This is a genomic window from Sphingomonas floccifaciens (assembly GCF_042681125.1).
Taxonomy (GTDB): Bacteria; Pseudomonadota; Alphaproteobacteria; order Sphingomonadales; family Sphingomonadaceae; genus Sphingomonas; species Sphingomonas floccifaciens.
In genome coordinates this window covers 1,042,872-1,057,813 of sequence record NZ_JBHUFC010000003.1, presented here as the reverse complement: position 1 = coordinate 1,057,813, position 14,942 = coordinate 1,042,872, and the positions used below count along the sequence as shown (strand labels likewise).

The 14,942-nt window shown below is 66.2% G+C and carries 10 protein-coding genes and 1 pseudogene; 4 read left to right on the top strand and 7 right to left on the bottom strand.

Annotated elements, in window-relative coordinates; translation table 11 throughout:
- Position 1 precedes the first annotated feature (1 nt).
- Together ACFSC3_RS12045 and ACFSC3_RS12040 are read right to left on the bottom strand one after the other, a co-directional pair.
- Complete coding sequence (locus tag ACFSC3_RS12045) at positions 2-1,303, bottom strand: MFS transporter (RefSeq protein ID WP_380940681.1); 1,302 nt, start codon at positions 1,301-1,303, stop codon at positions 2-4.
- Positions 1,304-1,350: 47 nt separating this feature from the next.
- Positions 1,351-3,918 (bottom strand): TonB-dependent receptor plug domain-containing protein, encoded by a 2,568-nt coding sequence (locus ACFSC3_RS12040; RefSeq protein WP_380940680.1) that lies wholly within the window; start codon positions 3,916-3,918, stop codon positions 1,351-1,353.
- A gap of 210 nt (positions 3,919-4,128) precedes the next feature.
- Between ACFSC3_RS12040 and ACFSC3_RS12035 the strand changes: the two genes are divergently transcribed.
- Positions 4,129-5,928, top strand: a complete 1,800-nt coding sequence (locus ACFSC3_RS12035; protein WP_380940679.1) for a sensor histidine kinase — start codon at positions 4,129-4,131, stop codon at positions 5,926-5,928.
- Positions 5,925-7,238: a sigma-54-dependent transcriptional regulator gene (locus ACFSC3_RS12030; RefSeq protein WP_380940678.1), complete on the top strand. Its 1,314-nt coding sequence runs from the start codon at positions 5,925-5,927 to the stop codon at positions 7,236-7,238. Before ACFSC3_RS12035 ends, ACFSC3_RS12030 begins: the two co-directional genes overlap by 4 nt.
- A gap of 140 nt (positions 7,239-7,378) precedes the next feature.
- On the opposite strand, the pseudogene ACFSC3_RS12025 reads toward ACFSC3_RS12030, so the two are convergent.
- The 5 genes and pseudogenes from ACFSC3_RS12025 to ACFSC3_RS12005 form a co-directional block, all read right to left on the bottom strand.
- Positions 7,379-8,775: pseudogene (locus ACFSC3_RS12025) on the bottom strand (AAA family ATPase).
- 809 nt (positions 8,776-9,584) lie between these two features.
- Positions 9,585-10,103 carry an RNA 3'-terminal phosphate cyclase gene (locus ACFSC3_RS12020; RefSeq protein WP_380940677.1) on the bottom strand — a complete coding sequence of 173 codons (519 nt, stop codon included), beginning with the start codon at positions 10,101-10,103 and terminating at the stop codon, positions 9,585-9,587.
- Positions 10,104-10,143: 40 nt separating this feature from the next.
- Complete coding sequence (locus tag ACFSC3_RS12015) at positions 10,144-10,599, bottom strand: RNA 3'-terminal phosphate cyclase (protein WP_380940676.1); 456 nt, start codon at positions 10,597-10,599, stop codon at positions 10,144-10,146.
- The gene (locus ACFSC3_RS12010) at positions 10,596-11,021 is read right to left on the bottom strand and encodes a hypothetical protein (protein WP_380940675.1); all 426 of its coding nucleotides are present in this window, start codon (positions 11,019-11,021) and stop codon (positions 10,596-10,598) included. Before ACFSC3_RS12010 ends, ACFSC3_RS12015 begins: the two co-directional genes overlap by 4 nt.
- Before the next feature lie 38 nt (positions 11,022-11,059).
- Positions 11,060-11,851, bottom strand: a complete 792-nt coding sequence (locus ACFSC3_RS12005) for an RtcB family protein (RefSeq protein WP_380940674.1) — start codon at positions 11,849-11,851, stop codon at positions 11,060-11,062.
- 10 nt (positions 11,852-11,861) lie between these two features.
- On the opposite strand from ACFSC3_RS12005, the gene ACFSC3_RS12000 reads away from it, so the two are divergent.
- Positions 11,862-13,775: an L-dopachrome tautomerase-related protein gene (locus ACFSC3_RS12000; protein WP_380940673.1), complete on the top strand. Its 1,914-nt coding sequence runs from the start codon at positions 11,862-11,864 to the stop codon at positions 13,773-13,775.
- 11 nt (positions 13,776-13,786) lie between these two features.
- The gene (locus ACFSC3_RS11995; RefSeq protein ID WP_380940672.1) at positions 13,787-14,872 is read left to right on the top strand and encodes a catalase family protein; all 1,086 of its coding nucleotides are present in this window, start codon (positions 13,787-13,789) and stop codon (positions 14,870-14,872) included.
- Positions 14,873-14,942 lie beyond the last annotated feature (70 nt).

Here is a 14,942-nt window from a genome sequence, read left to right as displayed (position 1 = left end):
CTCAATCCTCCACGATCGCGCTGTTGGTGCGGGTGTCCTTCATGCGGATGTAGATCACGAGCGAGATCGCGATCATCGCGGTCACGTACCAATAGAAGCCCCGCTCCCAGCCGGCGTTCTTGAAAGTGAGCGCGACATATTCGGCCGTGCCGCCGAAGATGGTGTTGGCGAGCGCATAGGGCAGCGCAACGCCCAGCGCGCGGATATGCGCGGGGAACAGCTCGGCCTTCACCACCGCGTTGATCGACGTGTAGCCGGTGACGATGATCAGGCCGCCGAGCACCAGGAAGAAGGCGGTCGTCGGATCGCGCGTCGTCTCCAGCGTGGCGAACAGCGGATAGGTGCACAGTACGCCCAGGACGCCGAACCCGATCAGCAGCGGCTTGCGCCCGATCCGGTCGCTGAGCGCCCCCGCGACCGGCTGGAGCAACATGAAGATGAACAGGGTGCCGCCGTTAATCTGCGAAGCGACTTCGCGGCTGAGGCCGGTCGTGTTGACCAGGAATTTCTGCATGTAAATCGAATAGGCGTAGAAGGCGAGCGTACCACCGGCGGTCAGCAGCATGACCGTGATGGCTTCGCGCGGATGATGCTTGAACAGCGCGAGCATTCCCGATTTCGGTGCGCCGCTGTCCTTGGCGTTCTTGAAGCTTTCGGTTTCGGCAAGGCCGCGGCGGATCCAGAACACGACCAACGCCAGCACCGCACCGATCGCGAACGGGATACGCCAGCCCCACGCCTCCAGCGCCGCTTCCGACATGGTCGCCTGGAGCAGCAGCAGCACGCCGATCGCAGTCAGCTGGCCGCCAATCAGCGTGACATATTGGAAGGACGAGAAGAACCCGCGCCGGTTCTTGCCTGCCATTTCGGACAGATAGGTGGCGCTCGCGCCATATTCGCCACCGACCGACAGGCCCTGCATCAACCGCGCGAGGACCAGGATCGCCGGGGCGATCAGCCCGGCCGTCTCATAGGTCGGAGCGATCGCGATCAGCAGTGATCCCGCGCACATCAGCGTGACCGACAGCGCCAGGCCGCTCTTGCGCCCCTTGCGATCGGCATAGATGCCCATGATCCACGCGCCCAGCGGCCGCATGAAGAAGCCGACCGCGAACACTGCGGCGGCCCCGAGCAGCTGGGCGGTCGGATTGCCCGACGGGAAGAAATGCGGCGCGAAATAGAGCGTGAACGCCGCATAGGCATACCAGTCGTACCATTCGACCAGATTGCCGGTCGATCCGCCGATGATGGCCTTCAACCGGTCCCGCGTCAGGGGGGCGGGGGCTGTGTCGGGTGTACTCATGCGAAATTGCCGATCGATCGTTGGGGACAGGGACATCGCCGGTTCCTTCAGAATTTGAAGTTGGCTGCAGCGAAATAGGATGCCCCGTTGAAACCGAACTGCGTCGCGAACCGGCTGTACGGCACGGTGCCGTCGTTGGTCAGGCGCGGATCGGCGACCCGGTCGGGATAGACGTCGAACACATTGTTCGCCCCGACCTGGAACTCGACCGCCTCCGACAGGCGGTAGGCGAGCGAGATATCGGTCACGACCTTCGGCGAGAAGGTCTGGTCCTGTTCGGGCAGTTGCGGCGCCACGGTCGTGATCTCGCCGAAGCGGGTCGCCGCGATCCGGCCGAGCCACGGGCCGGTTTCATAGGTCAGCGTGCCGATGAACTTGCTGCGTGGCTGGTTGACCTCGATCCGCCCGCGCTCCTCGCGGTTGAGCAGCGTCTCACCGAAGCCCGACAGCTGCGTCGGCGTGCGCACCGGCCCGCGGATATCGGTCTTGTTCAGGTTCATCGCCAGCGTCGCGGTCATCTTGCCGGGGCCGACGTCGAAGATGCTGGTCGCCACCGCATCCAGACCGCGGGTGCGGGTGTCGATCGCATTGGTGAAGAACTGCGCCTCGGTCACGTTGGTGCCGGCGAAGAACTGCGCCAGCGCCGGGATGGTGTTGCTGAACCGCCCGGAGATGACGATGCGGTCCTTGATATCGATCTGATAGGCATCGACCGTCAGGTTGAGCGCGCGGCCCAGCGTCAGCGTGGCGCCCGCCGAATAGCTCCACGACGTCTCCGGCTTCAGCGTCGGCACGCCCAGGCGCCGCGCAATGTCGGAATCGTTGCGCACCGTGTTCACTTCGCGCTGTTGGTTCACGCCGTTCACGGTGATGAACTGGGTCGACACCGAACTGAAGAAGCTCTGGTGCAGCGACGGTGCGCGGAAGCCGCGGTTGATGCCGCCACGTAACGCCAGCGTCTCGGTCAGCTTGTAGCGGCCGACGAACTTGCCCGACACATTGCCGCCGAAGTCGCTGTAGTTTTCGTAGCGGACGGCGGTGCTGAGCAACAGCCGGTCGGTGACGTCGGATTCGAGGTCGAGGTAGACGCCCAGGGCGCGGCGTGTCTGGCTGGTCGCGTTTTCGGGGCGGAAGCCGCCGAAGACCTGTACGCCCGACGCCTTGACGTTCGCCGCCGCGGTCCCCGGCGGGTTGTAGTCCAGATAGGACTCGGGCTGCCCCTCGCCGATGCCATATTTGTCGAAGCGCAGCTCGACGCCGCCGGCGACGTTGAACGTGCGGGTACCCAGCAGCCCCTCGAACCCCTTCGACAGGTCGATGTTGTTGGTGAATTGCTGGAATTTCAGCTTGCCGGCGTAGAAGTGCGTGGGCGTGCGGTCGCCCATCGACGCGTTGATCGAATTGTCGACGTCGAAGCTGATCTCGTTGCCGCCGAACTTGCTGCTGATGTCGACGACCAGCTCGCCCTTGCCGCCGCGCCTGATACCCCCGGCGACCGTATAGTCGTCGATCCCCGTTTCAATGAACGGAAGATAGCCGTCGGGGAACAGGTTCAGGTTGCTGGTCCTCGGATTGTTCGGATAGCGATAGAAGCCCGCCGCGCGGCCGTCGCGGTGGGTCCAGCCGGCAAAGCCATAGCTCTCCCAGTCGCCCATCGGCGCGCCGGTGTTGACGAAGGCCGAATAGGTCTTCGCCTGCGAATTGCCGACGATCATGTTGAACCGGTCGAATCCGCGCTGTTGCACGATCGCCTGATCCTGTTGCTGGCGGGTCGTTTCGGCGGCGGTCAGCGGCACCGAGAAGCTGTAGCCCGGGAAGCGCGTGGCGGGCAGCGGCGCCAGGTAGACGGTGTTGTTATATTCGCCCGACCGATCGGTGTAGCCGCGGCTGATGAAGGCCAGCGTCGCGTTGATGAAACCGTCGCCCAGCTTGAAGCCGGCGTTGACGCTCGACTGCAACAGCTTGCCGTCGCCCTGCTTGGTGATGCCGGCCTGGTTGCGCCATTCGATGCCGTGGTCGCGGCGCTTCAGCCCGATGTTGATGACGCCGGCGATGGCGTCCGATCCATATTGCGCGGCCGCACCGTCGCGCAGCACCTCGATCCGCTCGATCGCCGCGGCGGGGATGGCGTTCATGTCATAGCCGACCGATCCGCGGCCGACCGTGGAATTGACGTTCACCAGCGCGGTGGTGTGCTGGCGCTTGCCGTTCAGCAGCAACAGCGTCTGGTCCGGCCCCAGGCCGCGCAGCGTCGCGGGGTCGATATGGTCGGTGCCGTTGGCAATCGTCTGCTTGGCCGAATTGAACGACGGCGCTACGAAGTTGACCATCTGCGCCACTTCGACCTGACCGGTTTCGGCGAGCTGTTCGGAATTGACGACGTCGACCGGAGCGGCGGTGTCGACATTGCTGCGAACTTCCTGCGAACGCGATCCGGTGACGATGATCTCGGCCGCCGTTACCGCGTCCTGCTCCGGTTGATCCGCCGGCACAGCAGCGGCCGGATCCTGCGACGAGGCTGCGGGCGGCGTCTGCTGGGCAAGCGCGCTTGCCGGCAACAGCAACGCAGCGGCGGTACACAGATAGTGGAGGCGGGCCTGGTGCCGTGTCGCCATGTCGTTCGTCCTCTCCTGACGGCCCGCGATGTGCCGCGTGGCGCTTCTGCGAAGGATGATCGACTCGGATCGGGGCATCGGCAATACAGGCTCGATTTTTGGCTATGGCATTGAGAATACTAGATTAGTTGAAGACGGCTACCACAGAGCGTTCAATAATCGTCCGGAAATCCGGATGGCAATTGCCCGACCGTCCGATACACCGGACGGATGAGGATGCTGGTTCGATTCGGCGGATGGCGCCTGATCCTGACGGTCGTCGGCATCGCTGCACTGGCCGGGGCTTTCGCGATCGTCTTCGGATCGGCCTCGCGGCGGGATGCGATCGTCGTGGCCCGGCAGCAGGCCGAGCGACGCGCTACGCTGGAGGCGGGAACGCTGATCGCCGACGTCGGCAAGTTTCGCGTTCTGCCCTATGTCCTCACCGAGTTGCCGGACGTTCGCGGTGCGCTAGTCGATCGATCGCCCACCGCCGTCGCGCGGCTGGACGCGACCTTGCGCGCGCTGACCCAACAGACCGGCGCCACCGTGTTCTACGCCATCGACCGCGACGGCACGGCGCGATCGGCCTCGAACGCAGGCGATTCCGACAGCTTCGTCGGCTATGACTTCCGCTTCCGGCCCTATTTCCTGGAGGCGATGCGCCGCGGCGACAGCGAGTATTTCGCGCAAGGGAGCGTGACCGGACGGCCCGGCCTGTTCCTCGCGCGCCGCGCCGGCCCGGCGGCGGCACCGGCCGGGGTCATCGTCGTGAAGATCGAGTTCGACCGGATCGAGCGATTATGGCGGTCGGCGGCGCAAATGTCGCTGGTCGTGGACCGCGACGGCGTGATCGTCATCGGCACGCAACCGGATCTGCGCTTTCGTACGATCGCGCCCCTGGCGCCCGATCGCCGCAGGGCGTTGGAGGCATCCCGGCAATATGGCGACCGCAAGTTGCACGATGCCGGATTGCGCTTCGCGGACGACGGCTCGGCGCGGGATGCCGGGGGCCTCCGCTATCTGGTGATCGAACAGCGGCTGCCGGTGCTGGGGTGGCGGCACTTCCATCTCGAACCGCTTCAGCCGATCCTGGCCGCGGCGGATTTCCGGACGAGAGTGGCGACGTTGATCCTGACGCTCGTCTTGACCGGGCTCGCGGCGCTGATCGGATGGAGCGGATTACGTCGGCGACGGATCGAGGCGGCGCGCGAGCAACTGGAAACCGAAGTCGCCAAGCGCACCGTCGAACTGACCGACGCCTATGACCGGCTCCAACGCGAAAGCGACGAGCGGGCGCGCGCCGACAGCCGGTATCGCGCCGCGCGCGAGGAACTGGCACAGGCCAACCGCCTCGGCTCGATCGGTACGATCACGACAAGCGTCGCCCATGAAGTCAACCAGCCGCTGACCGCGATCCGCACCGCGTCCGAAAACAGCCTCAAGCTGCTGGCACGCGGGCGGATCGAGCAGGTTGCGGAAAATCTGTCGCTGATCGTCGGGCTGACGCAGCGGATCGGCGCGATCACGGGCGAGCTGCTCTCCTATGCCCGGCGCGGGCGCGGCGCGCCGAAGCAGGTGCCGCTCGACGAGATCCTCGACGGCGCGCTGATGCTGGTGGGCGACAGTTTCCGCCGTGCCGGGGTGACGCTCGACATCGATCGCGGGCCTGGCCTGCCCCCGATCCGCGTCGGCCGCATCCGCATCGAACAGGTGCTGGTCAATCTGCTGACCAACGCGCTGGACGCCGTCGCCGACACGCCCGGCGGACGCGTGCGACTGCTCGCCTCGACCGACGGCGACCACATCCGCCTGTCGGTCGAGGACAACGGCCCCGGCGTCGCCCCCGACATGGTGGAGACCGTCTTCCAGCCCTTCTTCACCGGCAAGCGTGGCGGAACCGGCCTCGGCCTCGGCATATCGCGCGAGATCGTCGCTGACCACGGCGGCACATTGTCGGTCGCGCGGAGTGCGCTCGGCGGGGCTGCCTTTGTCGTGAACCTGCCGCGGGACGGAAAGGAGCCGCTGTGACGACCCTGCTGATCGACGACGACGCGACGCTGCGCACGGTGCTGCGCCAGGCGTTCGAGCTGGAGGACATGCCCGTCGACGTGTGCGGCGACCCGCTGGAGGCGCTGGAGCGCATCACCGCCGGCTTCGACGGCACCATCGTCACCGACGTGCGGATGCCGGGGATCGACGGCATCGAACTCTTCCGCCGCGTCCATGCGATCGACCCCGACATCCCCGTCATCGTGACGACCGGCCACGCCGACGTCCCGATGGTACTCGACGCGCTGAAACGCGGCGTCTTCGACTTCATCCCGAAACCCTTCGCAGCGGATCATCTGATCGCCAGCGTCCGCCGTGCGAACGAGCATCGTGCCCTTGTGCTGGAGAACCGCCGCCTGCGCGCGCTGGCCGCGCAGGCCGAAGACGGCGACCCGCTGATCGGCGAGACGGCGGTGATGACCGAACTGCGCGACACGATGCGCCGCGTCGCGCTGGCCGACATCGACGTGCTGATCGAGGGTGAGACGGGGACGGGCAAGGAATTGGTCGCCCTGCTTCTCCATCGCTGGGGGCCGCGGCGGGCGAAGCCGTTCGTCGCGGTCAATTGCGCCGCGCTGCCGCCGGGCTTCGCCGAAGCCGAACTCTTCGGCTATGCGCCTGGTGTCCACGCCCAATATCGTGGAGGTCAACCGGGCCGGATCGAGATGGCAGACGGCGGCACGCTGTTTCTCGACGAAGTCGGCAGCATGCCCCTGTCGGTCCAGGGCGCTCTTTTGCGCGTGATCGAGGAACGCGAGGTGTTGCCCATCGGTGGCGAGCGTCCGCGCACGCTCGACCTGCGGATCGTTGCAGCGACCAATGTCGACCTGGCGGCCGCCGTCTCGGACGGGCGGCTGCGCAAGGACCTCTATTATCGCCTGACCCCGGTACAGCTGCGTGTGCCGCCCCTGCGCGAACGTCTCGCCGACGTGCCACTGCTCTTCGCGTTCTTTCTGGATCAAGCCGCCCGCGGCATTGGCCAAGCGCCCCCGCCGATCAGCCGCGAGGTTCAGATCCACCTCTCCACCCATGATTGGCCGGGCAACGTGCGCGAGTTGCGCAGCTACGCCCAGCGGGTCGCCCATGGCCTGACCACCGCCCCCATCGACGACGACGCGCCCGCCGACCTCGCAAGCCAGATCGCCGACTTCGAAGCCGGCCTCATCCGCGCCGCCCTGATCCACTGCGCAGGCGACATCCCGGCCACGCTCGCCCGCCTCGGGACCGCGCGGAATACCTTGTACGATAAGCTGAAGCGCTACGGAATCCGGCCGGCGGATTATCGATGACTCTTGCTTGGACGCCGCGATAGGTCGGATAGGGCGCAAGCTCGACCATCCAGCGCGACCGCTGGTCGATCGCAAAGCCGACCGCGATGAATGGCTCTGTAAATGTCTGTGGCCGCCGGCGGCGGCCACGCATCGGCCAGTCAAAAGCCCAGCCGAACCGACATGCCGGGCCGCGCTGCCACCTCGGCCCGCAATCGCGCTACCAGGTCCGCCGCATCGGTGACGGGCCAGTGCCGTAACTGCCGCGCGATCACCGCGAAGTCGCCGGGCGTCAGCCCTTCCAAGGTGCGGAGGCAAGGCGGCGCGGGCTCGCCGAAGAACCGCTGAAAGGCTGCGGCGGCACGCTCGAATCCGAGCGGTTTTAAACGCAACTTGAATACGAACCGCCGCAATGTTGCAGGATCCAGCGCAGCCTCATGGTTCGTCGCCGCGACGACAGGTAGTGGATGCAGATCGAGCCATGTCAGCAACTCGTTGACCTGACCGACTTCCCAGCTGTTACGCGCGGAACTGCGGTAGAACAGCAGCGAGTCCGCCTCGTCGAACAACAGCACCGCCTCGCGCCGCCGCGCCTCGGCAAAGGCATCGGCGATCTGCGCCTCGGTTCGCCGACCCATTTGGACAGCAGGTCGGACGCACGCTTGACCAGCAGCGGCCGGTCCAGCGCCCGCGCGAGGTGATGCGCGAAGGCAGTCTTGCCGGTGCCGGGCGGCCCGGTCAGCAGCAGCGACACGTCACTCGCACCGCCGCCCGCCATCGCCGTGAACAGGCGATCGACCGGCCGATCGGTTTCGAACAGGTCGAGGTCGAACGCCGCCGGGCCGGGCGGTGGCAACGTGCCGCCGCGCAAAGCGCGGACCAGTGCCTCGGCTGCGACGGTGCCGCCATCCGCCTCGCCCGCCAACTTTCCCGCACGCGCCGCCATCCGCAATACGGTCGCCGCTTCCGGCGCCGCGTCGAGCAGGGTGGCAAAGCCCGGACCCGGCGTCACCCGCTCTTCCCGCGCCACCCGATCGAGCATCGCGTCTGCCGCCGCACGCGATGGCAGGTCGAGCCGCAGCACGAAGCTCATCCGCCGGAGGATCGCCGCGTCGACATTGCCGATCGCGTTGGTCGTCCAGATCACAGGGACCGGGTTGGCCTCCAGCAACCGGTTGACGAAGATTTTGCTGCCCTCGCGCCGGCTGAACCAGTCGCCGCCCGAGGACGGGCTGGCGTCGCCGATCAGATCCTCCATCTCGTCGAACAATAGCACCGCAGGCCCCCGCCCGCCCAGCAAACGCTGCGCCAGGGCCAGCGCCGCGACGCGATCCCATCGGCGCGGCTCTTCGCCATCTTCGTCCACCTCTCCGACACCGTGCAGCACTGCGTCTGCCGCCGCCAGCGTGCGAGCGAGCTCGGTCTTGCCAGTACCCGGCGGACCGTAGATCAGGATGTTGACCCCCGCCGCTCCCTCGCCCAGCGCACCGCGCAGGAGGCGAACGAGGAAGTCGACCGGCTCGACATGCGCAAAGGCGTCAAGACCCAGCGTGGACATCTGCCGCTGACCGACCAGCGTATCCAGCATCGCCTCTTCGCTCGCCGGAGCCCGGTCGAGCAAACGTTGCAAGGTCCAGCGAATCTCAACATCCGCCTCCCCCTCGCGGGTCGCGGTGAAGCAGGCGAGGCCCAGCCGGGTGATCGCTCCCCGGCGTGATGCTCGTTCGGCATCCTCCGCGCTGGCCCCCGCCATTTCGCCGAGGAGGTGCGGCAAGTCATGCCCGTGGCGGCTGAGCAAGCGCGCCAGAGCACCGACGCGGGGCAATCGATCGCACGCGACCATCAGCCGCAGCAGGGCCGCGTCGACGGGCGGCAATTCCAGCAACCGCGCCAGCGTACCCGCGAGTTCGAGCGCCTCGACCCGCACCGGTCCCACACGCGAAGCAGCAAGACCGGCGAACAGGGTTTCCCAGTTCCATTCGCCTTCTACGTCAGGCAGCAGCCACGGCCGATGCGGCTCCACCCATTCCAGCAGCGCTTTGGCGAGCGGTGCCGCAGCGGGCAACCCGCCCGCCGTCCGGAGCATCAGGCCCCGGACGATATCCAATTCGTCCATGTCGTATCCACGCGTCTCAGGCCAACGGCGCAATGGCGCACGTCGACGTCATTCCTGTCGAATGGGTGAGGTGCAGCGGGGGCGGATGCCGGCCCGCCGCCAACGTCGTGGGACGTTTACGCGAAAGGCCGGAGACCGCCGACCCGTGCACCGCAATAGGCGGCGAGGTCGAACACAGCATGTCTCCGTATGGCCCGCCCATTGGTGCGGACCCGGGTTGGATAGCAGAAAATCGTTACGCTCGCAATCCGTCAGGCGATCGTCACCACATGCGCCCCTCCCGCCTGCTGCTCGAACCGGGTGCGCCGACCGGTGAAGCGCTCGATCACCATCGCCGCCGTGCGGGCATGCTCGCTTGGCCTGACGGTGGTGAACACGCCGCCGCCCGCCAGCGCCATCGGCAGCAACAATTGGTCAGCGAGATACGGGCCGGCAAAAGCGTCGCGTGCCAGATAGCCGCGCATGCGGCCTACCGCCGTCTTCGCGACCCGCTCCGCGGTCACGCCCAGTTGCGCGAAGCCGCTGACGATCTCGGTGACATGCTCGAACCGCGCCTCCAGCAGCAGAATGTTGCCTGGCCCCTGATCGACGGGCAGTTCCCGCATGAAGCATTCGCGCTCCGACCAGTCGAGCGCCTTGCGGACCAGTGCGATCTCACGTTCGGCGATCGACATGGGCAACCCGGCGAACAGGGCGCAGGCCGACACGCCCCGCGCGTCACCCCGCGCCGTACATTCGATCGGCCGGAGCCGACCGGGGGTGATATTCACTTCGATCCGCCCGCCGCCGCGCGGGTAGAAACATGCCGGATCAGCCGCGCCTCGACCTGCCCGCCCAGCCGCCGGACGATCGGTAGGAAACAGCGCTCGACGAACTCGAACGGGGGGGGGCGAGCATGTTGTGTGTGCCCCCCTCCAGCACCAGCCGCGACGGGCCATTTGCGAGCAGCAGCGGCATCAGCACCGTCTGTAACACCAGCCCCGTCGATCCCGCCGTGCCGACCGAAAAGCGATAGTCGCCGGCCGTAACTTGGCCAGGACGGAAGGTGAGCTCGGAAGACCCGACGACCAATCCTTCACAGGTCGCACTGCCGATCGCGCACGCCGCCTCTATTGCCGTGACATGCTGGCGCATCAGCCCCGGCTTCGACCGCTTGGCGCGGATGTTGCTGATGCGGACAGGCTCTCCGGTGACGAGCGACAGCGCGCACGCATTGCGCACGATCTGTCCCCCGCCCTCGCCTTCCGCTCCGTCGATCTCGATCATGTGTTCACTTCTATCCAGTGCGTCTGGCCCGGCTCAGCGATGAAGACGTCGGACGTCCAGCAGTCGCTTTGCCGCGTGCCGGCCTCCACGCCACAATTGCGGCAGCGCATGTTCGGACCATCGGAACCGTCCAGCCCGCAGCAACCGTTCAGACGACGAACATCTGCGACCGGCTCGACCGCCATGTCGACGTCGGCCGGGTTGATCCAATGCTGGGGTGCGAACTCAAGCGGCGGCTTGTTCGCGCCATCGGCCGACCATTGCATCGGTTCGGTCGATACAAAAACGGTCCCGGCCGGGGTTACCGGGGCTGCATCCTCGAACACCAGCCCCGCCGATTCCGCAGAGTTGGGCGGCAAGAGCGTCACCGCGCCGGTCAAGGCCACACCGCAATTCGAACAAATCAACCGATGGAACGACATATTCTTAGTCCATAAAATGGGGATACACGCTCCAGGCTTCACCCCTTCACGCACACCACCTGTTTCAGCGTGTGGACGATCTCCACCAGATCGGCCTGGGCGGCCATCACGGCTTCGATCGGCTTATAGGCCTTGGGAGTCTCGTCGATCACGCCCTCGTCCTTGCGGCATTCGACGCCGGCGGTGTCGGCGATATGCTCGTCGAGCGTCACCAGCTTCTTCGCCTGCGTGCGGCTCATGACCCGGCCGGCACCATGCGAGCAGCTGTCGAAAGAGTCCGGGTTTCCCAGGCCGCGGACGATGAACGATTTCGCGCCCATCGATCCGGGAATGATACCCATCACGCCCTTGGCCGCACGCACCGCGCCCTTGCGGGTCACTAGTATACTCTCGCCGAAGTGGTTCTCGCGCGTGACATAGTTGTGGTGGCAGTTCACCGCCTCCAGCTCCGCCTCGAACGGCTTGGCAATGACCTTGCGCAGGGCGGCGATGACGTTGGTCATCATCATCCGCCGGTTCAGCGCCGCATAGTCCTGCGCCCAGCCGACCGCCTCGACATAATCGTCGAAATGGTCGGTCCCTTCCGGAAAGTACGCCAGATCCTCATCGGGCAGGTTCAGATGCCATTTGCGCATGTCCTGCTTCGCGAGCTCGATGAAGAAGCTCCCGATCGCATTGCCGACACCCCGCGAGCCTGAGTGCAGCATCACCCACACCCGCGCCTCTTCGTCGAGGCACAGTTCGATGAAGTGGTTGCCGGTGCCCAGCGTCCCCAGATGCACGAGGTTGTTCGTGTTCTTGAGCCGCGGATGGCCGGATGACGCATCCACGTGGGATCAGGTGGCACCTGCTCTGGCCGCGGAAGGGTTCCGCGTCATCGTCCCGACGTTGCGTGGGTTCGGCGCCACCCGCTTCCTCAACGACGACGCCCTGCGTACCGGCAACAGTGCGATGCTCGCGATCGACATGATCGCGCTGCTCGACGCGCTCGGCATCGACCGCTTCATGGTCGCCGGGCACGACTGGGGATCGAACACCGCCGAGGCTCTGGCCGTCGGGTGGCCCGATCGGGTCGAGCGAATGGCGATGCTGTCGACGCCGCCCCGGCTTGGCGGAATGCCGACGCCGCCATTCGATCAGACCCAGCGGCAATGGTATCACTGGTTTATGGCAACCGCGCGCGGGGCGGAGGCGGTACGTGCAGACCGGCGCGGGTTCACTCATCTGCATTGGGTCAACTGGTCGCCACCGGGATGGTTCGACGAGGCCACATTCGACCGTGTCGCCCGGTCGTTCGACAATCTCGACTGGGTCGACGTGACGCTCCATAGCTATCGTGCACGCTGGGACGAAGCGGAACCCGATCCACGAAGCGCCTGGCTGGAGGACAAGGTCAAGGCGACCAAGACCTTGTCGCTGCCGACGCTCTACATCCATGGCGATGCCGATGGCGTGAATCCGCCCTCGACCGCTGAAGACGTCCCCTCGAAATTCGCCGGCCCGTTCGCGCGCATCACCATGACCGGGGTCGGCCATTTTCCGCAGCGCGAGAACCCGCAAGCGGTTGTGCGCCACCTCCTTACCCTCTTTGCCGGCAATCCCGCCGCACTCACCGATGTCACCGATAGGAACCTGTCCATGAAGAAAGCCGCCCCCTATGCCGCCGGGATCGCCGCTATCGGCCTGGTTGCCGCTGCGGCAGCCGGCGTGGCCCACGCGCAGGGACGCAGCGCGCAGCTGACGCAAGTCGCGCAATTCGATCATCAGGCGACCGGCGTCGCCGTCACCGAGGATGGCCGTCGCTTCGTCAACTTCCCGCGCTGGACCGACGATGCGCCCATCTCGGTCGCCGAGGTGATGAAGGACGGATCCCTACGTCCTTATCCCGACGCCAAGTGGAACAGCTGGCGCAACGCCCGTGCCAACGAGCTGCCGGTCGGCGACTATTTCGTCTGCGTGCAGTCGATCGTGCCCGACGGCCACGGTAATCTCTGGGTCCTCGATCCTGGCGCGCCCGGCAACGAGAAAATCCTCGAAGGGGCACCCAAGCTCGTCCGCATCAATCTGGCATCGAACACGGTGACGAAGACGATCCTGGTTCCGGGCGACGTGGCGTTGCAGGGCACCTACCTCAACGACATCCGCTTCTCGCCCGACGGCAAGACCGGCTACATCACCGACAGCGGCACGCGCGGCGCGATCATCGTCGTCGATCTGGAGAGCGGCAAGAGCCACCGCGCACTCGACGGGCACGCGTCCACCCAGATCGACAAGACGGTGAAGGTCACGCTCGACGGCAAGCCACTCGTCCGCCCCGATGGCCGCCAGCCTGCCTTCGCCGCTGACGGCATCGCGATCTCCAAGGACGGCAAGACGCTCTACTACCAGGCATTGACCGGCAAGACGCTGTATTCGATCGACACCGCCAAGCTGCGTTCGGACGTCAGCGAGGCCGACAGGGCGGCAGCCGTGAAGACGGTCGCGCAGACCCACGTTGCCGACGGCCTGTGGATGAGCAAGGCGGGCGTGCTCTACCTGACCTCGCCCACCGACTATGCCATCAAGCGGCTGAACGGCGCGACCGTCGAGACGGTGCTGACTGACCGCCGCCTGCGCTGGCCCGACACCTTCTCCGAAGGGCGCGACGGGACGATGTACGTCACCGCCAGCCATATCCAGGACACCAACTGGTTCACGCCGGGCGCACCGCCGTCGATCAAGACGCAGCTGTTCTCCTTCGCGCCCGCCAAGTGATCGGACATCCCATGACCCATCTGCGCTATTCGTCCGACATCGAAACACGCGAGCCCGACGAACAGGAGAGCATCGACGGCATCATCCAGGGCATGACCCAGGAAAGCCAAATGGTCGAGAAGCGCGACGGGCATGCGGTACGGGCGAGCCATGCCAAGAGCACGGCCTGCGTGATCGGCAAGCTCACCGTCGCGCCCGGGTTGCCGGTCGAACTCGCTCAGGGTCTATTCGCGGAGCCGGGCACGTTCGATGTCGCCGTCCGCTTCGCGCAAGGACCCGGTGAAAAGCTCGGTGATCGCGTCTCGACCCACCGTGGCATGTCGATCAAGGTGTTCGGCGTCGATGGCGCGAAGCTGCCCGGCCATGACGCACCGACGCAGGACTTCGTCCTCGCCAGCGGTACGACCTTCCCAGCGGGGACTGCTGCGGGCTTCCTCTCGCAAGCCAAGAAGATTGGCCTGACGGTTCCCATGCCGGAGGGGGTGAAGAGCGCGGCCGCCTCTGTCGCTCGCAACATCAACAAGGTGCTGAACGCCGTCGGCGCGGGTCCAAGCCCGACGCTGGACTTCTACGGCCACCCCTTCAGCCACCCGCTGGTCGAGACATATTTCAGCCAGTGCCCTGTCCGCTTCGGCGACCATGTCGCGAAGATCGGGGCCTTTCCCGTCGCAGCCGACCAACAGGCGCTCGCCGATTGGCGGCTCGACCCGCATCAGGATGAGGATGGCTTCCGCCATGCCGCAGTCAATTACTTCGAGGGCAAGGATGCGGTGTTCGAGCTGCGGGCGCAGCTGTGGACCGATGCTGAGACGCAGCCCATCGAGGACACTTCCGTCGACTGGCCGACGAGCGAAAGCCCGTATCGCACCATCGCCACGATCCGACTGCCGCGGCAGTCGGCCTATGGTCCCGACCGCGTCCGCTATTTCGACGAGGTGATGACGTTCCGCCCGGCCCATAGCCTCGAGGTCCATCGCCCGCTCGGCGGAGTGATGCGCGCGCGCATGCAGGTCTACCAGGCACTCAGCGACTTCCGCCACCGCGAGAACGGCATTGCCCCTGCGAACACCGCCGACATCCAGGACATTCCAGCCTGAGCTGGGCGCCAGTGCTGACGATAGTGAGAGGACGATCATGAAGGTCGAAGGCAAGCACGACGTTCCGGCG

Excerpts from the sequence above, each read along its gene's own strand:
- ACFSC3_RS12035 (WP_380940679.1), top strand. The coding sequence starts at position 4,129 with ATGAGGATGCTGGTTCGATTCGGCGGATGGCGCCTGATCCTGACGGTC.
- ACFSC3_RS12040 (WP_380940680.1), bottom strand. The coding sequence starts at position 3,918 with ATGGCGACACGGCACCAGGCCCGCCTCCACTATCTGTGTACCGCCGCT.
- ACFSC3_RS12010 (WP_380940675.1), bottom strand. The coding sequence starts at position 11,021 with ATGTCGTTCCATCGGTTGATTTGTTCGAATTGCGGTGTGGCCTTGACC.
- ACFSC3_RS11995 (WP_380940672.1), top strand. The coding sequence starts at position 13,787 with ATGACCCATCTGCGCTATTCGTCCGACATCGAAACACGCGAGCCCGAC.
- ACFSC3_RS12045 (WP_380940681.1), bottom strand. The coding sequence starts at position 1,303 with ATGAGTACACCCGACACAGCCCCCGCCCCCCTGACGCGGGACCGGTTG.
- ACFSC3_RS12015 (WP_380940676.1), bottom strand. The coding sequence starts at position 10,599 with ATGATCGAGATCGACGGAGCGGAAGGCGAGGGCGGGGGACAGATCGTG.